Source organism: Microbacterium sp. LjRoot205 (assembly GCF_056175745.1).
Window position 1 is genome coordinate 692,761 of the sequence record NZ_JBGFFH010000001.1, and the last position, 21,647, is coordinate 714,407.

A 21,647-nucleotide genomic window follows, 5' to 3' on the forward strand; every position below is an offset into this window, starting at 1 on the left:
AGGCGCGGCGGATCGTTCGAGGAGGCGACCGCGGCATCACGCGAACGCAACTCGGTCGTAGCACAGCCGAAACAAAGTTGTTGAACAATATTGCTCGATCCGTTCTACACTGGGTGTCACTCGACACCCACCAACGACGATGGGAAATCCCCCGCAATGTCAGAGAACACCGCAGCCCCGCTGTCCGCAGAAGACGAAGTCCGCCTCGCCGGAGCCAAGAGGCGGGCAGGCCGCAGCGCCGTGATCGGCGCGATCTTCCTGATGGCCACCAGCGCCATCGGCCCAGGATTCATCACCCAGACGGCCACGTTCACCGCGACGATGGGGGCCGCCTTCGCGTTCGCGATCCTCGTCTCGATCCTCATCGACATCGCAGTGCAGCTGAACGTCTGGCGCATGATCACCTCATCGGGCAAGCGCGCCGGAGAGCTCGCCAACAGCGCCATCCCGTTCTCCGGACACCTGATCGCCGTGCTCGTCGTGATCGGCGGCCTGGCCTTCAACATCGGCAACATCGCGGGTGGCGGACTGGGCCTCAACGCCCTGCTCGGCATCGATCCCAAGCTCGGCGGCGCACTCACCGCGGCCCTCGCGATCATCATCTTCCTCGTCAAGAAGGCGGGCCCGGTGATGGACGTCGTGCTGATCGTGCTCGGCGTGGGCATGATCGTGATGACCGTGATCGTCGCGGTGATCGCCCAGCCGCCGATCGGCGAGGCCCTGCGACAGACGTTCGTGCCCGACGAACTGAACTTCGCCACGATCACCACGATCGTCGGCGGAACGGTCGGCGGATACATCACCTACTCGGGCGCCCACCGCTACCTCGACTCCGGACACACCGGTCCGGAGCAGGCCGGCCCGGTGATGCGCGCCGCGGCGAACGGCATCCTCGTCACCGGCATCATGCGCTACGTGCTGTTCCTCGCGATCCTCGGTGTGGTCGCCTCCGGCGTCTCGCTCGACCTGTCGAGCCAGGCTGCGAACCCCGCAGGACAGGCCTTCGGCGCCGTGCTCGGCGACGCGGGGCTGCGCATCTTCGGTGCGATCTTCTGGGCCGCGGCCATCAGCTCGGTGATCGGCGCCGCGTACACGTCGGCGACCTTCCTCTCGACCTTCACGAAGAAGCTCAGGGGCGGCTGGCCGCTGCAGCTGGCCACCGTCGCCTTCATCGTCGTGTCGCTGATCGTCTACCTGTCGATCGGCACGGCGCCTGCTGCGATCCTCGTGTTCGTCGGCGGCTTCAACGGCCTCATCCTCCCCATCGGCCTCACGGTCTTCATGTACATCGGCTGGTTCCGTCGTGACCTGCTCGGCTCGAAGAAGTACCCGCTGTGGCTGCTCATCGCGGGCACGGTCGTGACGCTGCTCACCTGGTACATGGGCATCGTCTCGGTCGGCCCGATCTTCGCCTTCCTCGGAACCGGAGCGTGACCCCATGGCATCGATCGACCTGAACTCGGACCTCGGCGAGAACGTCGCCGACCGGATCGTCAGCGACGACCAGAGCATGCTCGACCTCGTGACGAGTGCGAACGTGGCGTGCGGCTTCCACGCGGGCAGCCCCGAGGGCATCCGCGCGACCCTCGCCAGCGCGGTGGCCGGAGGTGTCGTGATCGGCGCGCACCCCGGCTACCGCGACTACGAGAACTTCGGCCGTACGAAGGTCGACATCGATTCGGCCACGCTGCAGGCCCACGTCGAGTACCAGCTCGGGGCGCTGATCGGTCTCGCCGCCGCGGTGGGCGGAAAGGTCGCCTACGTCAAGCCGCACGGAGCGCTCTACAACACGATCGCCCGCGATGAGCGGCAGTCGCAGGACGTGGTGGCGGCCATCCGCGCGATCGATCCGAGCCTCGTGCTGCTGGGCCTGGCCGGAGGTGTGGTGCTCGACGTCGCCGAGCGCGCGGGGCTGCAGACTGCGGCAGAGGCCTTCGCCGATCGGGCGTATCAGCCCGACGGGCAGCTCGTCTCGCGCACCGAGCCCGGGTCTGTGCTGCACGATCCCGCGGCGGTCGCCGAGCGCATGGTGCGCCTGGCCGGCGAAGGAGTGATCCGCGCGATCGACGGCACCGACGTGCCCGTCAGCGCGCAGTCGATCTGCGTGCACGGAGACAGCCCTGGTTCGGTGGCCATGGCGGCAGAGACGAAGCGGATGCTGCAGCAAGCGGGCATCACGATCGCACCGTTCGCGGGCGTCTGACATGACCGTCCTCGCCACCGCAGCCCAGCTCGCCGACGCGCGCGCGGCCCGTGCCGCCATCCGGGCAGGGCACGCCGAGCCGACCAGCGGGGTCGCGGTCGGGCTGACACAGGCCAATCTCATCTCCGTGCCCGCGGACTGGGCCTTCGAGACCCTGCTCTTCGCACAGCGCAACCCGAAGCCGTGCCCGGTGCTCGAGGTCATCGAGCAGGGAGAGGTGGAGTCACGGCTCGCGCCGGGCAGCGACATCCGCACGGACATCGGCCGGTATCGCATCTGGCGCGACGGCGAACTGGCCGAAGAGATCACCGACGCGACGGCGGCCTGGGCGGAGCATCCGGACCTCGTCTCGTTCCTCATCGGATGCAGCTTCACGTTCGAGTCCGGACTCGTCGAGGCCGGCATCCCGATCCGTCATCAGGAGCTCGGTCGCAATGTGCCGATGTACCGCACCTCGGTGCCCTGCGCACCGGCGGGTCGCCTGAGCGGTGAGATGGTCGTGTCGATGAGGCCGATCGCGGCGGACCGAGTGGCGGATGCCGTGCAGATCTCCGGCCGAACCCCCGCTGTGCACGGTGCTCCGGTGCACGTCGGCGACCCCGTATCCCTCGGAGTCCTCGACCTCGCCCGCCCCGACTTCGGGGATGCCCCCGAGGTGCGCGACGGCGAAGTGCCGGTGTTCTGGGCCTGCGGCGTCACCCCTCAGGCCGCGATCATGGCCTCGAAGCCGCCGTTCGCCATCACCCACGCACCGGGGTACATGTTCATCACCGACGTGCCGGATGCCGAGTACCTCGTCTGATGCGCATCCTCACCGCATCCGATCACGCGCTTCTCGTCGAGGCGGCCGACCTCGACGAGGCGATGCGCCTGAACCTCGCCTGGGACGGAGTGCGCGGTGTGGTCGAGCGCATCCCGGGCGCTCGCACCGTGCTCGTGCGCTTCGATCCGCTCGTCGTCTCGGCCGGCGATCTCGCAGAGGCGCTCGCGGCGACGGACATCGACACCGCTCACCTGCCGGTCACCGGCGAGGTCACGGTGCCGGTGCGGTACGACGGCGAAGACCTCCACGAGGCCGCAGCCCTGCTGGGCGTGTCGGCGGCAGAGCTCGTGAATCGTCATCTCGGTGCCGATTGGAAGGTGGCCTTCTCGGGCTTCGCTCCCGGTTTCGGCTATGTGGTGAGCAGCGATCCCCTGTTCGACGTGCCGCGCCGCTCGTCGCCCCGCACGCGTGTGCCCGCAGGGTCCGTGGCGCTCGCCGGGCAGTTCACCGGGGTGTACCCGCGTGAGAGTCCCGGTGGGTGGCAGCTCATCGGTCGCACGGATGCCCTGATGTGGGACATCGACCGCGACCCGCCTGCGCTGCTGTCGCCGGGCACGACCGTGCGGTTCGAACGCGTGCGCGAGCAGGTCGTGACGTCGGGCGACGCAGACGAACGGGCCGACGAGCGAGGTGTCGCCGATCGACCCGCCGTCGCCGGTGCGCCGGACCCGGGTTCTCCCATGCCGGCCGCAGTCGAGATCGTGCGGCCGTCACTGCAGCTGCTGGTGCAGGATGCCGGTCGCCCGGGTTTCGCGGCACTCGGCGTCTCGGCGTCAGGCGTCGCCGATCGTCGTGCGATGCGAGACGCGAACCGTGCCGTGGGCAACGAGACCGGTGCCGCCGTGCTCGAGAGCGTCGGGGGCGCGGTGCTGCGCTTCCGGGGTGCCGGGGTCGCCGCCGTCGCGGGTGCCGTCGGATCCCTCGAGCTGATCGATGCCGGTGGCGTGGCGCGTCAGATCGCCCATGGAGTGCCCTTCGCCACCGTCGACGGTGACGAGCTCACTCTCGGGCACCCCGCGAGCGGGCTGCGCTACGTCATCGCCGTCCGCGGCGGTGTGGCGGCGGAACCGGCGCTGGACAGCCGCGCGAGCGACACCCTCGCCGGTCTCGGCCCGGCGGCGCTCGCCGCAGGCGACGTGCTCCGTGTCGGCGATCGCGCACCGCATCCCGTCGAGCCCGATGCGATGCCGCGGGCCCTCCCCGCACCCGGCGAGCTGGTCGAGCTCGAGATCACCCTCGGTCCTCGCGACGACTGGTTCACGGCGGCAGCGCTCGCCACCCTCACCGCCCAGGAGTGGACTGCGACCCCGCGCTCGGATCGGGTCGGCATCAGGCTCGAGGGAGCCGTGCCCCTGGAACGGTCGGTCGGCGGTGAGCTGCCCAGCGAGGGCGCCGTCACCGGGGCGATCCAGGTGCCTCCGGACGGTCAGCCCGTGCTGTTCCTGCCCGACCATCCGCTCACCGGCGGGTATCCGATCATCGGCGCCCTCACCGATCGCAGCCTCGACCTCGCCGGGCAGCTGCCGCCCGGTGCGCGAGTTCGTTTCATCGTCAAGGAGACCTCATGACCAAGGTGCTGATCGCGAATCGCGGAGAGATCGCCGTGCGCGTCATCCGCGCCTGCGCCGAAGCCGGATACACGTCGATCGCGGTCTACGCCGATCAGGACGCCGACGCCCTGCACGTGCGACTCGCCGACGAGGCGCTGGGTCTGGGGGGAGACACCGCTGCCGCCACGTACCTCTCCATCGAGGCGCTACTCGCTGCGGCGCGGAAGAGCGGGGCGCATGCCGTGCACCCCGGCTACGGATTCCTCTCGGAGAGCGCGGAGTTCGCGCGAGCCGTGGAAGGCGCAGGGCTCGTCTGGATCGGACCATCGCCCGACAGCATCGACGCGCTCGGTGACAAGATGACCGCGCGCCGGATCGCGCAGCGCGTCGGAGCACCGTTGGCGGCCGGCACCGACCAGCCCCTCGCCGGCCCTGCAGAGGCCGTGTCCTTCGCCGAGCAGCACGGGCTTCCGATCGCCATCAAGGCGGCATTCGGCGGTGGCGGGCGAGGCCTGAAGGTGGTGCGGGAGCTGTCGGATGTCGCCGACGCCTTCGACGCCGCGACCCGGGAGGCCATCGCCGCCTTCGGCCGCGGCGAGTGCTTCGTCGAGCGGTTCCTCGAGAGCCCGCGTCACATCGAGGTGCAGGTGCTCGGCGACGGACTCGGCGGCATCGTGGTCGTCGGCGACCGGGACTGCTCGATGCAGCGGCGCAATCAGAAGCTCATCGAGGAGGCCCCGGCGCCGGGGCTGTCGAGTGACCAGCGCACGCGATTCCACGACGCGGCCAGGGCGATCTGCGCCGAGGTGCAGTACCGCGGTGCGGGAACCGTCGAGTTCCTGCTCGCCGCAGACGGCACGATCTCCTTCCTCGAGGTGAACACCCGTCTGCAGGTGGAGCACCCGGTCACCGAAGAGGTCACCGGCACGGATCTCGTGCGAGAGCAGTTCCGCATCGCGTTCGGAGAGGGCATCTCGTTCACCGAGACCCCGACGCCGACAGGGCACGCCTTCGAGTTCCGCATCAACGCGGAAGACCCTGGTCGCGGGTTCCTTCCGAGTCCCGGTCGTGTGGAGTCGCTGCGGATCCCCGGCGGACCCGGTGTGCGCTGGGACAGCGGGATCGAGGCGGGCGATGCCGTTCAGCCCGCGTTCGACTCGATGATCGCGAAGCTCATCGTGCACGCCGACAGCCGAGATGCGGCACTCGTGCGGGCCCGACGGGCGCTGCGCGAGCTCGTGGTCGAGGGGCCGGCCACCGTCATCCCGTTCGATCTGCTCGCGCTCGACGACGCGGCGTTCGCCACCGACACCTTCGCGGTGCACACGCAGTGGATCGAGAGCACATTGCTGCCGAGGCTCGAACCTCAGCTGCGCCCGGCTCCCGCCCCGGATGCCGCACTCCAGCGCTTCCCCGTCGAGATCGACGGACGTCGGGTCGTGCTCGGGCTGCCGATCGCCCTGCTCGCGGGGCTCGGCGGGCTGGCGGTTTCCGGGCCCGCGCCCTCCGCATCCGACCCGACCGAACTGCGCTCGCCGGCGCCCGGCACACTCGTGCGCTGGCTCGCTGATGACGGCGCGCACGTCGTCGAGGGCGATCCGGTCGCCGTGCTCGACGCGATGAAGATGGAGACCACGGTCGCCGCTCATCGCGCCGGCATCCTGTCGCACCGCGCCGAGCTCTCAGCGGCGATCGCGCCGGACGGAGTCATCGCCGTCATCGACTGAGCGCGATCGCCGACTGAGCGCGATCGCCGCCTGATCGCGATCGCCGCCGGACGCGAAGATCCCGGACGCCGCAGCTGCAGCATCCGGGATCTTCGGGTTCGCGGGTCGAGCGTGGTTACGCGGGGTCGCCGCCCAGCGGACCCACGGCCTCGAGCGGCCTCGGGTCGTCGGCACCGGTCTTGCGCGCGCGAGCGATCGCGTTGCCCACGTGGTAGATCAGGAGAGCGGCGACCGTTCCGAGCACGATGCCGCCGAACGCGAAGTCGCCGAGCTGCATCGAGAACCCGGCGATGCCGATCACGAGTGACACCGCGGCGGTGTACTGGTTCACCGGACGCGAGAAGTCGACTTTGCTGTCGACCCAGATCTTGATGCCGATGATGCCGATCAGGCCGTAGAGCGCGGTCGTCGCGCCGCCGAGCACGCCCGCGGGGATCGAGTTGAACACCTCGCCGACCTTGGGCGAGAACGCCAGCAGGATCGCGAAGAGGCCGGCGACCCAGTAGACGGCGGTCGAGTAGACGCGGGTCGCGGCCATGACGCCGATGTTCTCGCCGTACGTCGTCGTGCCCGACCCGCCGAAGCCGCCGGCGATCGTCGTCGCGACGCCGTCGGCGATCAGGGCGCGGCCGGTGTGCCTGTTGATCGCGGGGTCTTCCGTCATCGTGGCGACACCGCGCACGTGGCCGACGTTCTCGGCGACGAGCACCAGCACGACCGGCAGGAACATGGCGATGGTCGACCACGTGCCGGGCGCGACGAAGTCGGGGAGCTGGAACTCGGGCAGGCCCACCCACGGCGCGTCGGCGATGAGCTCTGCGGGCGTCTTGCCTCCGCGCAGCGCGTTGGGCACGTCGAACGACCCGGTGAAGGCGGCGTAGATGAAGCCCACGGCGACGCCGAGGAAGATCGAGATGCGCCCGAGGAATCCGCGGAAGAGCACTGCGAACAGGATGATCGCGACGAGGGTGATGGTCGCGGTCACGGGGTCGAGCTGGAAGTTGTTCCACGCGGTGGGGGCGAGGTTGAAGCCGATGAGCGCGACGATCGCACCGGCGACCACCGGAGGCATCAGCGCGTCGACCCAGCGCAGGCCGGCGTACTGCACGACCAGGCCCACGACGGTGAGCAGGATGCCGACCGCGACGACTCCCGCCAGGGCGGATCCGGTGCCGCCGGCGGCGACCGCGGCCGTGATCGGCGCGATGAACGCGAACGACGATCCGAGGTAGCTGGGCAGCTGGTTCTTGGTGATGAGCAGGAAGATGAGAGTGCCGAGACCGCTGAACAGCAGCGTGGTCGAGACCGGGAAGCCGGTCAGCGTCGGCACCAGGAACGTGGCGCCGAACATCGCGACGACGTGCTGGGCGCCGATCGCGATCGTGGCCGGCCAGTTCAGGCGCTCTTCGGGCTTGACGACGGCGCCGGGTTCGACCGTGCGGCCGTTTCCGTGGGTCTTCCACAGGGGCATGCGGGCTCCTCAGGATCGGGGGGAGTGGGAGTGCTGGAGCAACACTACCGATTCCTGAGTGTTCCCTGGGTGCGCGCGGTCGCTCCTTCGGGCGGACTTCTGCGCCTCGGGAGGGGAATTCCCGAGAATCTCTCCTCCCGAGGCGCAGTTTCCCTCCCGAGAGGGTGCGCGCGTCAGGCCCCGAGGCGCTCGATCAGCTCGCGGTAGCGCGCGGCGGTGCGCTCGACGATGTCCTCGGGAAGCACGGGCGGCTCGCCCTGCTTGTCCCAGTTCGAGGCCAGCCAGTCGCGCACGATCTGCTTGTCGAAACTCGCCATGCGCTCGCTCGGGGTCGCACCGGTGCGCCAGGCCTCGGCATCCCAGTAGCGCGACGAGTCGCTCGTCAGCACCTCGTCGGCCAGGTGCAGCACGCCGTCGGCATCCGTCCCGAACTCGAACTTGGTGTCGGCGAGGATCAGACCCTTCTCCTCGGCGATCGCAGCGGCCCGCGTGTAGAGGGCGAGTGAGACGTCGCGCAGCTCGGCCGCGCGGTCGGCGCCGACGAGCTCGACGGTCTGCTCGAAGGTGATGTTCTCGTCGTGCTCGCCCATCGGCGCCTTGTAGGCCGGTGTGAACAGCGGCTCGGGCAGGCGGTCGCCGTTCTCCAGACCGGCGGGCAGCGGGATGCCGCACACGGTGCCGCTCTCGGTATATTCGGCCCAGCCGGAGCCGGTGATGTAGCCGCGCACGACGCACTCGACCGGCAGCATCTCGAGCGACTGCGCGAGCATGGCCCGGTCGGCGACGCTCGCCGGGATGTCGCCCTCGGCGAGGTGGTTCGGAACGTCGCTCAGCTGGCTGAACCACCAGCGGCTCAGGCGCGTCAGCAGCGCACCCTTCTCGGGGATGCCCGGCGAGAGCACGGAGTCGAACGCGCTCACGCGGTCGGAGGCGACCACGAGGATGCGGGTGTCGGCGGCGTCATCCGAGGCGTAGAGGTCGCGGACCTTGCCCGAGTAGATGTGGCGCCAGCCGGGGATGGTCTGCGCGGTGCTGTCCGAAGGAGTGCTCACCCGCCCATTATCCCGGTAGACGGCGCCGGTGTCGTGTCAAGGGCTGTTGCGAACGGCGCGGCATCGGCGACGCTCGAATCGACGGAGCGGAGGAGTCATGACGAAGGACCTGTCGACGGGTGACCGGGTGAGCTGGAACACGCCCCAAGGACGAACGCACGGCACGGTGGAGGAGAAGCGGACGAAGGACTTCCGATTCGCCGGCCAGAGCTTCACGGCTTCGGACGATGAGCCGGCGTACATCGTGAAGTCCGAGAAGAGCGGCGAGAAGGCCGCGCACAAGGGCTCGGCGCTGCGGAGGCTGAGCAGCTGAGCGGCCCCGGAGGGCGGCGCCCGGTGTCTGCGGGGGTGCCTAGCCTGGACTCGTGACCGACGACACCTTCACCCCACGCCTGCGCCTGTCGCGCCCCGTCGCCGCCGACCTCGACGCGGTCTTCGCGATCCAGAGCGATCCGCGGGTGTGGACGCACTATCCGAGCCTGCGTCACACCGACCCCGAGACGACGATCCGGATGATGGAGCGGTGGGAGCGCAGCTGGTCGGAAGCCGGTCTCGGATCGTGGGTCGCCCGTCTGCGCGACACCGGAGAGGTCGTCGGCAACGGCGGGTGCACCCTGCTGGGCGGAGCGGTGTGGAACATCGGCTATCGCATCGCCGGCGACCACCACGGTCAGGGGCTGGCGACCGAGCTGGCGCAGGCCGGAGTCGAGAGGGCGAGGGCGATCGCGCCGGATCGGCCCGTGATCGCCTACCTCGTCGAGCACAACCATGCCTCTGCTCGCGTCGCCGGGAAGCTGGGACTCGACCTCGTGCATCGTGCGCCCGACGCGGGCAACCCCGACCCCGGGGTGGTGCGGCTTGTGTACGCGGATCGGCCGCTCACGCCGGAACAGCTCGCGGCCGCCTTGGCGTAGATCGGCCGCAGTCGGCATCCGTCTTGTCGACCGGCCTGAAGGGGCGTATAGTCCACGTGGACTATTTGAGGTGGAGCACGTGTCGAAGGAACCTGCGGAGCGGTTGACCCCGATGGGGGTGATGGTGCTCGCGCTGCTGCGCGAGGGCGACATGCACCCCTATGAGATGGTGCGTCTGATGCGCGCTCGCCGCGACGAGCGTCTGCTCGCCGTCACCAACGGGACGCTCTATCACACGGTCGGTCGTCTGCAGCGTGGCGGACTCATCGACGAGGTGGGCACCGATCGAGAGGGCAATCGCCCCGAGCGCACCACCTACACGCTCACGGATGCCGGTCGTGACGCGCTCATCGGCTGGCTCCGCCGTGAGCTGTCGATCATCGACCGCCCCGCCGAGTTCCGGATCGCACTCGCGGAAGCGCACAACCTCGAGCGCCCCGACGTCGTCGACTGCCTCCGCGTCCGTCGCGTCGCACTCGCGGAAGGGCATGCTCTGCACCGCGACGGACTGACCGGCGCCCGCCGCAAGGGCGCCCCCGAGCAGGTGCTCGTCGAATTCGAGCGTCAGGAGGTGCTGCTCGACGCCGAGCTGCGCTGGCTCGACTCGCTCCTCGATCGTCTCGAGGCCGAGGCGTTCCCCTGGGGGCCCACGGCTTTCGAGAACACCGACCGCTACCTCGCTCAGCGAAAGGCTGCACAGCAATGACCGACTCTCCCTCGACGGGACGCACGCCCGTGGCATCCTCGTCATCCGGTCCCTCGACCGGCACCTTCGCGGCGGGCCACCGTCCCGCCAGCCCGTGGCCCGCCCTGTGGGCGCTGGTCATCGGCTTCTTCATGATCCTCGTCGACACGACGATCGTCTCGGTGGCGAACCCGGCGATCAAGGCCGCCCTCGACCCCACCACGAACAACCTCGACAACGTGGTGTGGGTCACCAGCGCCTACCTGCTCGCATACGCCGTGCCGCTGCTGATCACCGGACGCCTCGGCGACCGTTTCGGTCCCAAGAACATCTACCTCATCGGCCTCGCGATCTTCACGCTCGCATCGCTCTGGTGCGGACTCTCGGGCTCGCTCGAGATGCTCATCGCGGCGCGCGCCGTGCAGGGGCTCGGCGCCGCCTTCATGACGCCGCAGACCATGGCAGTGATCACCCGCACGTTCCCGCCCGAGCGCCGCGGTGCGGCCATGGGCCTGTGGGGTGCGACCGCCGGTGTCGCCACGCTCGTCGGACCCCTCGTCGGCGGACTGCTCGTCGACGGCTTCGGCTGGGAATGGATCTTCTTCGTGAACATCCCCGTCGGCATCGTCGCCTTCGTGCTCGCCTGGCGGCTCGTGCCCAAGCTGCAGACGAGTCCGCACCGCTTCGACGTCCTCGGTGTCATCCTGAGCGCGGTCGCGCTGTTCCTCATCGTCTTCGGTCTTCAGGAAGGCGAGAAGTTCGACTGGGGTGTGATCTGGGGCCCGATCTCGGTGTGGAGCCTGATCATCACCGGCCTCATCGTGCTCGGGCTGTTCATCGTGCAGCAGGCGCGCACGCGCAGTGAGGCCCTCGTGCCGCTCGCCCTCTTCCGCGACCGCAACTTCTCGGGCGCGAACGTCGCCATAGCCGCGGTCGGGTTCACGGTGACGAGCATGTCGCTGCCGATGATGTTCTTCCTGCAGACCGCTCGCGGGCTCACCCCGACCGAGGCCGCTCTGCTGCTGATCCCGATGGCCGTGCTCTCGGGCGTGCTCGCTCCGTTCGCGGGCAAGCTGCTCGACCGCGTCGACCCGCGCATCATCCTGATCCCGGGTCTCCTCTGCGTCGTCGTCGCCCTCGTCTGGTACTCGACGCTGATCAACATGGGCACCGAGATCTGGATGTTCCTGCTGCCGTCGGCGCTCATGGGCATCGGCAACGCGGGCATGTGGGGGCCGCTCGCGACCACCGCGACCCGCAAGCTGCCGCCGCGCCAGGCGGGCGCCGGCGCGGGCATCTACAACACGACCCGGACCATCGGATCGGTGATCGGCTCGGCATCCATCGCCACGTTCATGCAGTCTCGTCTCGAGGCGAACCTGCCCGGTCTCGCGGATGCCCCGTCGGGCACCAGCGGCGGCGGCTCGCTGCCGCCCGAGGTCGCCGAGGGGTTCGCCGCAGGCATGTCGCAGGCGATCCTGCTTCCCGCGTGCGTGATGGTCGTCGCCCTCGTCGCCTCGCTGTTCCTCGGACGCTACGACAGGGCGGATGCTGCCGCGTCGGCTCCCACGGAGGCGCCCGCGCCTGCGGCGTGACCCGCTCCTGCCTGCGAGCCGGGCCTTTCGCACACGCGTGGGGAATGCCCGGTTTGCGGCCGGGAACCCCCCTGTGATGTCATCGGGCGATGACGATCGAGCTCACGAGGCCCACCACCGACCTGTTCGACTCCTGGGCGGCTGCCGTCGCCGAATTCGGCGACGGTCATGTCGACGGTTCAGGTCTGCAGGCACCCGTCACCCCGGATCTCGCGACGCTCGAGGCCCTGATCGAGAAGTCGACGCTGCTCGCCGACACCACGGCCGACCTGCCCGACGACGCCGTGCACAACGATCTGTACTGGATCGTCGACGACGGCGAGGTCGTCGGTTTCCTCTCCTTCCGGCACGAGTTGAACGAATGGCTCCGTGAGGCGGGCGGCCACATCGGCTACTCGGTGCGCGCCTCTCGCCGCCGACAGGGCTACGCCTCTGCGGCGCTGCGTCTCGGGCTCGAACGTGCTCGCGAGATCGGCCTCGAGCGCGTGCTCGTCACCTGCGACGACGACAACGTCGGCTCGTATCGCACGATCGAGGGTGCCGGAGGCGTGCTGCAGGACGTCAGCGACCAGTCCGCGCGGGGACACGCGATGCTCCGCCGATACTGGATCACCCTCTAGAGGCGAGCGCGCGGACCGCCCTCGGATCACGGCGACACGCCGTCGCCGGTTAGGGTGGATGGTCGACGACCATCCCGGTGGCAGCATCCTGTCGCCCATCCGATCCGAGGAGCACCCGTCGTGATCCCACATCCCTCTCCTGCTTCCGCGCGCCTGCGCGCGTTCGGACGCACCGTCGGGGCGATGGCGCTCACGGCGTTCATCGCGGCCGGTGCGCTGCTCGGCGGCGCGTCCGCGGCCACCGCGGCCGACGACTCCGAGACCTATGTCATCGGCACCGACACGACGTTCGCGCCGTTCGAGTTCACCTCTCCCGAGGGCGAGCTCGTCGGCATCGACATGGATCTGCTGCGCGCGATCGCAGACGACCAGGGCTTCGAGGTCGAGATCCGCCAGCTCGGGTTCGACGCCGCGGTGCAGGCTCTGCAGGCCAACCAGGTCGACGCCGTCATGGCGGGCATGTCGATCACGGAAGAGCGCGAGAAGACGTTCGACTTCAGCGAGCCGTACTTCACCAGCGGCATCCAGCTCGGAGTGCTCGAGTCCAGCGACATCCAGTCGCTCGACGACCTCGACGGCGAAGCGGTGGCGGTCAAGACCGGCACCCAGGGGCAGACGTTCGCCGAGGAGAACCAGGACGAATTCGGCTTCCGCATCACGCCGTACCAGGACACGACCGACATGGTGGATGCCGTCAAGGCCGGCCAGGCCGTCGGCTACTTCGAGGACTTCCCGGTGCTCGCCTACGGCATCCAGCAGGGGTCCGGCTTCCGCCTGATCGGCGAGCCGGAGCTCGGCGGCGAATACGGATTCGCGGTCAACAAGGGCCAGAACCCCGAACTCGTGGAGATGTTCAACGCGGGTCTCGAGAACCTCAAGGCCTCGGGGGAGTACGACGAGATCGTCGACAGCTACCTCGCAGGCGGCGAGGAGAGCACGCAGGCGACCGACATCTTCTCCGTGGCGGTGAAGTACTGGCCCGCTCTGATGGAGGGCCTGTGGCTCACGATCCTCGCGACGCTGGTCGCGATCGTGGCGGCGTTCATCCTCGGGCTCATCTTCGGCTTCGGCCGGGTGTCGGCCTTCGCGCCGTTCCGCTGGGTGGCCACCGCGTACGTCTACGTGTTCCGCGGCACCCCGATCCTGGTGCAGGCGTTCTTCGTGTTCTTCGCCATCCCGCAGCTGTTCCCCGGGCTCACGTTCAACCCGTTCGTCGCGGGCGCCATCACGCTCTCGTTGAACACCGGTGCGTACATGACCGAGATCATCCGCGGCGGCATCCAGGCCGTCGACCCCGGTCAGTCCGAGGCGTCGCGTTCCCTGGGCCTCGGCCACTGGAAGACCATGCGGAAGGTCGTGCTGCCGCAGGCCTTCCGCATCATGATCCCGTCGTTCGTGAACCAGGGCATCATCACCCTCAAGGACACCTCGCTGATCAGCGTGATCGGGCTCGCCGAGCTCACGTTCGTGTCGCGCCAGATCATCGCCTCGACGTACCTGTCGGCCCAGGTGCTGACCATCGTCGCCATCATCTACTTCGTCGTGATCACGCTTCTCACGCTGCTCGCGAACCGCCTGGAGAGGAAGTTCAACGCATGAGCAAGATCGAGGTCAGAGACCTGCACAAGTCGTTCGGCGACAACCACGTGCTCAAGGGCATCGACCTGACGGTCGAAGACGGCGAGGTCATCGCGGTCATCGGTCCGTCCGGGTCGGGAAAGTCCACCCTGCTGCGCTGCCTCAACAAGCTCGAGGAGCCGACGTCGGGTCATGTCATCGTCGACGGCGTCGACCTGACCGACAAGAGCGTGAAGCTCGACGAGGTGCGCCAGCGCATCGGCATGGTGTTCCAGCACTTCAACCTGTTCCCGCACATGACCGTGCTCGAGAACATCACGCTGGCGCCGGTCGAGCTCGGCAAACTGTCGAAGGCCGAGGCGAAGGAGCGGGCGCTCGCTCTGCTCGATCGCGTGGGCCTGGCCGAGAAGGCGGATGCCAAGCCGGCATCGCTCTCGGGCGGTCAGAAGCAGCGCGTGGCGATCGCCCGCGCGCTCGCGATGGACCCCGAGATCATGCTCTTCGATGAGGCCACCAGCGCGCTCGACCCCGAGATGGTCGGTGAGGTGCTGCAGGTGATCCGTGACCTCGCGTCCGGCGGCATGACGATGGTGCTCGTGACGCACGAGATGGGCTTCGCTCGCGAGGTCTCGGGCCGCACGGTGTTCATGGACGGCGGAGTCGTCGTCGAAGAGGCGCCGCCCGCCGAGCTGTTCGGCGCGCCGAAGAACGAGCGCCTGAAGGACTTCCTCTCGAAGGTCCTCTGAGCGTCTTCCGGTGTCGAAGGCCCCCACCCGATTCCGGGTGGGGGCCTTCGTCGTCGGGCGATCAGGGCGACGTGACCGCGGCCGGATGCCGGCGGATCGTGGCGCTCACCAGCGCGGCGACGGCGCAGAGGCCGGCGGCGGCGAACCAGGCGACGGTGTACTGGCCCGTGTGGTCGCGCACCATGCCCGCGAGGAACGAGGCGATGCCGGCGCCGATCTGGTGCGAGGCGAACACCCAGCCGAACACGAGGGGACCCCGATCGCCGAAGACCTCACGGCACAGTGCGATGGTCGGCGGAACCGTCGCCACCCAGTCGAGGCCGTAGATCACGATGAACACGACGATGCTCGGCTGCACCTCGGCCGACAGCAGGCTCGGCAGGAACAGCAGGCTCACGCCGCGCAGCGCGTAGTACGCGGCCAACAGGATGCGAGGGTTCACCCGGTCGGTCAGCCAGCCCGAGAACACCGTGCCGGCGATGTCGAAGATCCCGACCACGGCGAGCAGCCCGGCTGCGGTCGTCGTCGGCATCCCGTGGTCGTGCGCGCTGGGGATGAAGTGGGTGCCGATCAGGCCGTTGGTCGTGGCGCCGCAGATCGCGAATCCGATCGCGAGCGCCCAGAACGTCTTGGTGCGCGCGGCGTCGCGGAGCGTGGTGATCGCGAGTCGAGCGGCTCCCCACGCGCTGCCCTTCGGTCGGGCGGTCACGGTGACGGGTCCGCTGTCGCCGTAGCGGTTGACGCCGAGATCGCTCGGACGGTTGCGCACGAAGATCCAGACCAGGGGGACGACCGCGAGCGCACCCCCGGCGATGATCAGCGAAGCCCCTCGCCAGCCGATGTCCTCGGCCGCCGCGGCGATCACCGGCAGGAAGATGAGCTGCCCGGTGGCGCTTCCGGCCGTGAGCACGCCCGACACGAGGCCGCGCCTGGTCGCGAACCAGGTGTCGGTGATCGTGGCCGCGAACACCAGCGCCATCGACCCGGTGCCGAGTCCGATGAGCACGCCCCACGTCAGGATGAGCTGCGCCGGGGTGGCGACGAAGACGCTCAGCGCAGCACCCGCTCCGATCACGAGCAGAGCGGTCACGGTGACGGCGCGGATGCCGAAGCGCTGCATGAGGGCGGCGGCGAACGGTGCTGTGAGGCCGAACAACAGCAGGTTGACCGTGACGGCGAGAGAGAGCTCGGCCGTGGTCCAGCCGAACTCTTCCTGCAGAGGCAGTATCAGCACCCCTGGTGCAGCACGGAACCCGGCGGCTCCGATCAGTGCGATCAGTGCGACGAGCGCGACGATCCATGCGGGATGGATGCGGCGCTGCGGCATCGCGGGCGGCGTGGGTGTCGGAAGGTCGGTCGGCTCCTCGACCGATTCGGCGGTCATGCGGCGGTGCCTGATGCGAGCGCGAACGGCTCGCCGCCCATGCTGCGACGCGACCACCGGGTGGTGTCTGCGTCGAGCGGGGCGGCGCAGGTCGTGCACCAGTCTGCGGATGCCGCGAGCTCGCCGCAGCGCCCGCAGCTGACGGTCAGCCCCCAGGGGCCGTCGGGATCGGTGACGCGCGTGAATCGCGCGTAGGCGTGGAGGATCGGGAGGGTCTCTCGGCCGACCTCCGTCAGGAGATACCCCCGTTCGTCGTCGCGCCGCACGAGGCCCGCCTCGGTCATCGAGGCGAGGCGCCGGGCGAGCACGGAGTCGGCGGCTCCCGTGGCATCGCGCAGCTCATCGAAGCGGGTGCGACCCGAGAACAGCTCGCGCAGGATCAGAAGCACCCACGGGTCGGCGAGCACATCGGCGGAGCGGGCGATCGGACACGTGGCTGTCGACCAGTCGGAGCGGAGCGGCATCCAGTCACTTTCTTGAAGAAAGTTGTCGGTGTCAAGAGTCCGCGTCCGGAATGGCGGAGTACCTGCGCGAGTCGGCAGGAAAACGACGAACGGGCGAGCTACTCCGCGACGCGGGCCGCGATGTCGGTGCGGAAGTGCGAACCCTCGAGAGAGATGCGGCCGATGGCCTCGTATGCTCGGTCGCGCGCGGTGCGGAAGTCCGATGCCACAGCGACGACGTTCAGCACGCGCCCACCGGTGGCGATCAGCGAGCCGCCGGGTGCATCGGGGCTCGCGGTCGCAGCGTGCACGAGACGCACGCCCTCGACGGCCGCGGCGTCGGCCAGGCCCTCGATCGGGCGACCGGTCTGCGGAGCCTCGGGGTAGCCCTCGCTGGCCAGGACGACGGTGATCGCGACATCGTCGCTGAAGACCGGCTCGGGCTGGTCTTCGAGAGTGCCGGATGCCGCGGCGAACAGCAGCTCCGACAGCGGCGTCACGAGACGAGGCAGCACGATCTGGGTCTCGGGGTCGCCGAAGCGGGCGTTGAACTCGATCACGCGCACACCGGCGGAAGTCAGGATGAGCCCGGCGTAGAGCAGGCCGATGAACGGGGTGCCCTCCTCGTCGAGCTGACGGATCACGGGCAGGGCGACATCTCGGGTGACCTCTTCGACGAAGGCCTGCTCGCTGCCGAACTGGTCGGCCAGCCACGGCAGCGGCGAGTATGCGCCCATGCCCCCGGTGTTGGGACCTGCGTCGCCGTCGAGCGCACGCTTGAAGTCCTGCGCGGGGCTGAGCGCCCGCACGGTGTCGCCGTCGCTCAGGAAGAACAGCGAGACCTCGGGGCCCGAGAGGAACTCCTCGATGAGCACGGGGCCCGAGGGCAGATAGTGCTCGGCGTGCGCGAGCGCCTCGGCACGGTCGGACGTCACGATGACGCCCTTGCCTGCCGCCAGTCCATCGGCCTTCACCACATGGGGGGCTCCGAGGTCGTCGAACGCGGCCTCGACCTGGGCGGTCGTGGTGGCGCGCACCGCTCGTCCGGTGGGCACGCCGGCCGCATCCATGATCCGCTTGGCGAACGACTTGGATCCCTCGAGCTGCGCCGCAGCCTTGCCGGGGCCGAACACGGGAATGCCGTGCGCGCGCAGCACATCGGCGACACCGGCGACCAGCGGGGCCTCCGGGCCGACCACCACGAGGTCGACGGCGTGCTCGTTGGCGAAGGAGGTCACCGCGGCGCCGTCGAGCATGTCGAGGGTGACGGGCGTCGCGTCCTGCGCGATCCCGGCGTTGCCGGGGGCCACGAAGATCTCGTGCTCCGCGGTCTCTGCTCGCAGGGCGAGGATGATCGCGTGCTCACGGGCACCGGAACCGAGGACGAGAATCTTCACCCGTCCAGACTACCGAGGCGGACGCGCGCGTTTCGGCGGGTTGCGGCTCAGAGCTCGACCGGGCGCTCCGCCGACGGGTCCCACGGCATGGTCCAGCCTGCGGCGTCGAACAGCGCATCGAGCACCATCGCCGTGAAACCCCACACGATCGTGCCGTCGACGTCGAACGCCGGCCCCTTCCAGGTGCGACCCATGCGGTGAATGGTCGATGTGAAGCGGGTCTTCGGGTCGAGCAGCTGTGCCACGGGCACACGGAACACGTCGACCGTCTCGGCGTGATCCACGGCCGCGACGCGCGATGGCGAACGCCACCAGCCGAGCACGGGGGTGACCATGTGGTTGCTCGCGGCGAGCGGGATCTCGGCAAGAGTGGCGAGGATCTCGACGCCGGCCGGGTCGAGACCGGTCTCCTCTTCGGCCTCGCGCAGGGCGGTGGCGACGGCATCCGCATCCGCATCCTCGGCCCGGCCGCCGGGGAACGACACCTGGCCGGGGTGCGACGACAGCGTGGCCGCTCGGCGCTGCAGCAGCACGTCGAGGTCGGCGGCCATGGTCGTGGCGTCGGTCTGAGCCGGGGTGCTGTCGAGCTTGCCGAACAGCACGAGCACGGACGCCGGATGCGCGTTGCCGTCGACCGGTGGCACAGGCCTCGTCCAGCCCTCACTGCGCTTCGCCGCGGCGAGCAGCTCGGCTCTCGCGCCGTGCAGGGTGTCGGGATTCTGGCTCATCGCCTCGAGCCTATGCCTGCGAAGGGCCTCCAGGGCAGTGCTGCGCTCGGCGTACCCTGTTCCCATGCCCTCCAGGAAGATCGACATCATCGACGGCCGCGCGGCGCTCGATGAGGTCAGGAGAGCGGATGCCACGGGCGAGAAGCCGCAGCGCACCCCGCTCGCCACTGCCGTGCGCTATCTGCTGCAGCTGCTCGACGAGAAGGCTCCGGGCAACAGCGTCGAGGTGCGAGTGCCGCCGTTCGGCGCCGTGCAGGTGATCCAGGGCCCTCGACATACGCGCGGAACCCCGCCGAACGTCGTCGAGATGGACCCGGCGACCTGGATCGCCGTCGCCACGGGCGCGGAGCACTGGGCGGATGCCGCGGGCTCGGGCCGGGTGAGCGCATCGGGCACTCGCGCGGACCTCTCGGACGTCCTGCCGCTGCGTCCCTGACCCGCAGCACTCGCAGCACCCTGAGCGCCCGCAGGACCCTCAGGTCGAGGGCCCCACCACAGCGACGTCGAGACGCTCGGAAGACGGGGGAGCGACCCACAGGCAACGGTGGGAGAATGGATGCATGTCCTCCCACGATTCCTCCCAGACGGTCGAGGCGACCGTCCGCCGCGTGCCGCGCTTCGGCGTGTTCATGGGCATCGGCGTCGTGCTCGGCATCATCGCCGCCGGCATCCTGACGATGATGGGCAGTTACGAACCCTCCGACGCGGTCGGCGTCGTCTACCCGCCAGGGCAGGTGTTCGGGTTCCTGCTGCTGTGGACGGTGCCGATCGGCTTCGCCCTCGCGAGCATCGTCGCGCTGATCCTCGAGCGGCTCGCCCGCCGCCACGATCACGTCGTCACGGTCGAGCACGAGACGATCATCGAGAACGACTGACCCGGTCGGTGCGCAGCAGGCCGCGTCAGGCCAGCTCTGCGATGATCGGCCGGATCGCCGCGTCGAACGACACCACGTCGCGGCGCAGCCCGTCGGTCACCGCGACCGTGAGAGCGCCGATCCACCAGATCCCCCGCTGCGAGAACGGCAGCACCTGCACGTTGAGTTCGAACGAATGCGCTCGGCGCCCGATCTCCCGCTCGAACTCGGCGATCGCGCTCGCATAGGCACGGTACGCCTCGCCGCCGATGTTGCCGTTGCCCGACCGGCTCGCCATCGAGCTGCGGATCGACGCGACGTAGCGGTCGTGCGCGACGCGGGCGAAGTGCATCGCCGACTCCGCGTGCGGCGCGATCGCGTCGGCGAGCTGCTCGGCACCGGTCGCAGGCAGGGCCACGAGCGTGTCGAAGCCGTCGACGAGCTCGAGCGGCACGCCGGAGGGGTGCGCCCGAGGTTCGACCGTCATGTCCCAGAAGTCGCGCCACTGCTTCTCGAGCTCGGGCGTCACCTCGACGGCATCCGGCGCTCTGACGGGCAGATCGCGCAGGCTCGGCAGGTCTTCGGGGGCCCGGATGCCGAGGGATTGACGCAGCGCGAGCGCGACGAGCACCGGAACGCTCGCATCCTCGCGGATCAACCACTGCGGCTTGTCGGCCATGGCCCCATCGTAGGAGATCGCGGGCGGGGAGAGGAGGGCCCCGCGGGCGGTAGGCTGGAGGTGTGGCTGCCTCCCCCACCAATCCCTATTCCGAAGCCGGCGTCGATACCGCTGCAGGCGATCTCGCCGTCGAGCTGATGAAGTCTTCCGTGCGCGCTACGCACGGCCCTGAAGTGCTCGGCGGTGTCGGCGGCTTCGCCGGACTGTTCGACGCGAGCGCGCTGCGCGACTTCCGTCGCCCGCTGCTCGCGACCAGCACAGACGGCGTCGGCACGAAGGTCGCCATCGCGCAGGCCATCGACAAGCACGACACGATCGGCCAGGACCTCGTCGGCATGGTCGTCGACGACATCGTCGTGGTGGGCGCGAAGCCGCTCTTCATGACCGACTACATCGCCTGCGGCAAGGTCTTCCCGCAGCGCATCGCCGACATCGTGCGCGGCATCGCCGAGGCGTGCACCGCCACCGGCACCGCGCTCATCGGCGGCGAGACCGCAGAGCACCCCGGGCTGCTCGGCCCGCGCGACTACGACGTGGCAGGCGCCGCGACCGGAGTCGTCGAGGCCGACGGCATCCTGGGGGCCGACCGCGTGCAGGACGGCGACGTCGTGCTCGCCGTCGAGTCCAGCGGACTGCACTCCAACGGCTACTCTCTCGTGCGCCACATCGTCACGAACGCCGGAATCGGCTACGGCGACAACGCCGCCGACTTCGGCAAGACCTGGGGTGAGGCTCTTCTCGAGCCGACGCGCCTCTACACGCTTCCGCTGCTTCGTCTGATCGAGCAGCTCGGCGGCGCGACGGGCGCGGGCGGAGTGCACTCGCTCAGCCACGTCACCGGCGGCGGCATCGCGGCCAACCTCGCCCGTGTGCTCCCGCAGGGCAGCTGGGCCGAGGTCGACCGCAGCACGTGGTCGCCGAGCCCGGTCTTCCGCGTGCTCAGCGACATCGCGGGGTCGACGCTGGAATCCGCCGAGGGCACCTGGAACCTCGGCATCGGATTCCTCGCGATCGTCGCGGCCGACAAGAAGGATGCCGCCATCGCGGCGCTCGCGGCAGACGGCATGCCCGCGTGGCAGGTCGGGACCGTGGGCTTCGGCGCGCGTCCGGCAGGAGAGTTCGAACAGGGCGCCAAGGGCGTCGACGGTGGAGCAGTGCGCCTGGTCGGCGCCTATGCGGACGGAGCGAAGTAAGAGCC

The 21,647-nt window shown here is 69.6% G+C and carries 22 protein-coding genes; 15 read left to right on the forward strand and 7 right to left on the reverse strand.

The window, feature by feature from the left end:
• Positions 1-156: 156 nt before the first annotated feature.
• Genes AC04ME_RS03475 through AC04ME_RS03495 form a run of 5 tightly spaced genes read left to right on the forward strand, consistent with a single transcriptional unit; the run spans position 157 to position 6,303 of the window.
• On the forward strand, positions 157-1,434 hold the full coding sequence (locus AC04ME_RS03475; protein WP_042538044.1) for an NRAMP family divalent metal transporter: 1,278 nt from the start codon (positions 157-159) through the stop codon (positions 1,432-1,434).
• Positions 1,435-1,438: 4 nt separating this feature from the next.
• Complete coding sequence (locus tag AC04ME_RS03480; RefSeq protein ID WP_079112137.1) at positions 1,439-2,203, forward strand: LamB/YcsF family protein; 765 nt, start codon at positions 1,439-1,441, stop codon at positions 2,201-2,203.
• Position 2,204: 1 nt separating this feature from the next.
• Entirely contained in the window at positions 2,205-3,005 is an 801-nt protein-coding gene (locus AC04ME_RS03485; protein WP_079112138.1) for a putative hydro-lyase, read from the forward strand.
• The gene (locus AC04ME_RS03490; protein WP_079112139.1) at positions 3,005-4,594 is read left to right on the forward strand and encodes a 5-oxoprolinase subunit B/C family protein; all 1,590 of its coding nucleotides are present in this window, start codon (positions 3,005-3,007) and stop codon (positions 4,592-4,594) included. Before AC04ME_RS03485 ends, AC04ME_RS03490 begins: the two co-directional genes overlap by 1 nt.
• The gene (locus AC04ME_RS03495) at positions 4,591-6,303 is read left to right on the forward strand and encodes an acetyl/propionyl/methylcrotonyl-CoA carboxylase subunit alpha (RefSeq protein ID WP_079112140.1); all 1,713 of its coding nucleotides are present in this window, start codon (positions 4,591-4,593) and stop codon (positions 6,301-6,303) included. The genes AC04ME_RS03490 and AC04ME_RS03495 overlap by 4 nt, the downstream gene beginning before the upstream one ends.
• A 115-nt stretch (positions 6,304-6,418) precedes the next feature.
• Here AC04ME_RS03495 and AC04ME_RS03500 read toward each other — a convergent pair whose 3' ends face one another.
• Entirely contained in the window at positions 6,419-7,774 is a 1,356-nt protein-coding gene (locus AC04ME_RS03500) for a uracil-xanthine permease family protein (protein WP_079112141.1), read from the reverse strand.
• 173 nt (positions 7,775-7,947) lie between these two features.
• Positions 7,948-8,826 carry a phosphoribosylaminoimidazolesuccinocarboxamide synthase gene (locus AC04ME_RS03505; RefSeq protein ID WP_079112142.1) on the reverse strand — a complete coding sequence of 293 codons (879 nt, stop codon included), beginning with the start codon at positions 8,824-8,826 and terminating at the stop codon, positions 7,948-7,950.
• A 97-nt stretch (positions 8,827-8,923) separates the two neighbouring features.
• Here AC04ME_RS03505 and AC04ME_RS03510 point away from each other — a divergent pair, with 97 nt between their 5' ends.
• The 7 genes from AC04ME_RS03510 to AC04ME_RS03540 all read left to right on the forward strand — a co-directional run bounded on the left by AC04ME_RS03510 (position 8,924) and on the right by AC04ME_RS03540 (position 14,964).
• Positions 8,924-9,139: a hypervirulence associated TUDOR domain-containing protein gene (locus AC04ME_RS03510; protein ID WP_042538029.1), complete on the forward strand. Its 216-nt coding sequence runs from the start codon at positions 8,924-8,926 to the stop codon at positions 9,137-9,139.
• Between the two features lie 52 nt (positions 9,140-9,191).
• Positions 9,192-9,740, forward strand: a complete 549-nt coding sequence (locus tag AC04ME_RS03515) for a GNAT family N-acetyltransferase (protein WP_079112143.1) — start codon at positions 9,192-9,194, stop codon at positions 9,738-9,740.
• A gap of 79 nt (positions 9,741-9,819) precedes the next feature.
• Entirely contained in the window at positions 9,820-10,446 is a 627-nt protein-coding gene (locus tag AC04ME_RS03520) for a PadR family transcriptional regulator (RefSeq protein ID WP_228385639.1), read from the forward strand.
• Positions 10,443-12,020, forward strand: coding sequence for a DHA2 family efflux MFS transporter permease subunit (locus tag AC04ME_RS03525; protein ID WP_079112145.1), 1,578 nt, complete (start codon positions 10,443-10,445; stop codon positions 12,018-12,020). Before AC04ME_RS03520 ends, AC04ME_RS03525 begins: the two co-directional genes overlap by 4 nt.
• An 89-nt stretch (positions 12,021-12,109) precedes the next feature.
• The gene (locus AC04ME_RS03530) at positions 12,110-12,640 is read left to right on the forward strand and encodes a GNAT family N-acetyltransferase (RefSeq protein ID WP_079112146.1); all 531 of its coding nucleotides are present in this window, start codon (positions 12,110-12,112) and stop codon (positions 12,638-12,640) included.
• Positions 12,641-12,760: 120 nt separating this feature from the next.
• Complete coding sequence (locus tag AC04ME_RS03535; RefSeq protein ID WP_042538017.1) at positions 12,761-14,239, forward strand: amino acid ABC transporter substrate-binding protein/permease; 1,479 nt, start codon at positions 12,761-12,763, stop codon at positions 14,237-14,239.
• Positions 14,236-14,964: an amino acid ABC transporter ATP-binding protein gene (locus tag AC04ME_RS03540; RefSeq protein WP_042538015.1), complete on the forward strand. Its 729-nt coding sequence runs from the start codon at positions 14,236-14,238 to the stop codon at positions 14,962-14,964. The genes AC04ME_RS03535 and AC04ME_RS03540 overlap by 4 nt, the downstream gene beginning before the upstream one ends.
• 61 nt (positions 14,965-15,025) lie before the next feature.
• On the opposite strand, the gene AC04ME_RS03545 is transcribed toward AC04ME_RS03540, so the two are convergent.
• From AC04ME_RS03545 to AC04ME_RS03560, 4 genes are all read right to left on the reverse strand, one after another.
• Positions 15,026-16,348, reverse strand: coding sequence for an MFS transporter (locus AC04ME_RS03545; protein ID WP_475433590.1), 1,323 nt, complete (start codon positions 16,346-16,348; stop codon positions 15,026-15,028).
• The gene (locus AC04ME_RS03550) at positions 16,345-16,812 is read right to left on the reverse strand and encodes a winged helix-turn-helix transcriptional regulator (protein WP_042538011.1); all 468 of its coding nucleotides are present in this window, start codon (positions 16,810-16,812) and stop codon (positions 16,345-16,347) included. Before AC04ME_RS03550 ends, AC04ME_RS03545 begins: the two co-directional genes overlap by 4 nt.
• 98 nt (positions 16,813-16,910) lie before the next feature.
• Positions 16,911-18,188, reverse strand: coding sequence for a phosphoribosylamine--glycine ligase (gene purD, locus AC04ME_RS03555; RefSeq protein ID WP_475433592.1), 1,278 nt, complete (start codon positions 18,186-18,188; stop codon positions 16,911-16,913).
• Between the two features lie 47 nt (positions 18,189-18,235).
• Positions 18,236-18,916, reverse strand: a complete 681-nt coding sequence (locus AC04ME_RS03560; protein WP_056375466.1) for an NUDIX hydrolase — start codon at positions 18,914-18,916, stop codon at positions 18,236-18,238.
• Between the two features lie 64 nt (positions 18,917-18,980).
• On the opposite strand from AC04ME_RS03560, the gene AC04ME_RS03565 reads away from it, so the two are divergent.
• Together AC04ME_RS03565 and AC04ME_RS03570 are read left to right on the forward strand one after the other, a co-directional pair.
• The gene (locus tag AC04ME_RS03565) at positions 18,981-19,352 is read left to right on the forward strand and encodes a sterol carrier family protein (protein WP_475433594.1); all 372 of its coding nucleotides are present in this window, start codon (positions 18,981-18,983) and stop codon (positions 19,350-19,352) included.
• Between the two features lie 124 nt (positions 19,353-19,476).
• Positions 19,477-19,791, forward strand: coding sequence for a hypothetical protein (locus AC04ME_RS03570; protein ID WP_042538004.1), 315 nt, complete (start codon positions 19,477-19,479; stop codon positions 19,789-19,791).
• Positions 19,792-19,816: 25 nt separating this feature from the next.
• Here the strand turns inward: AC04ME_RS03570 and AC04ME_RS03575 are convergent, their stop codons facing one another.
• Entirely contained in the window at positions 19,817-20,449 is a 633-nt protein-coding gene (locus AC04ME_RS03575) for a hypothetical protein (protein ID WP_042538002.1), read from the reverse strand.
• 62 nt (positions 20,450-20,511) lie between these two features.
• On the opposite strand from AC04ME_RS03575, the gene purM reads away from it, so the two are divergent.
• The gene (gene purM, locus AC04ME_RS03580; protein WP_042538000.1) at positions 20,512-21,642 is read left to right on the forward strand and encodes a phosphoribosylformylglycinamidine cyclo-ligase; all 1,131 of its coding nucleotides are present in this window, start codon (positions 20,512-20,514) and stop codon (positions 21,640-21,642) included.
• Positions 21,643-21,647: the final 5 nt, after the last annotated feature.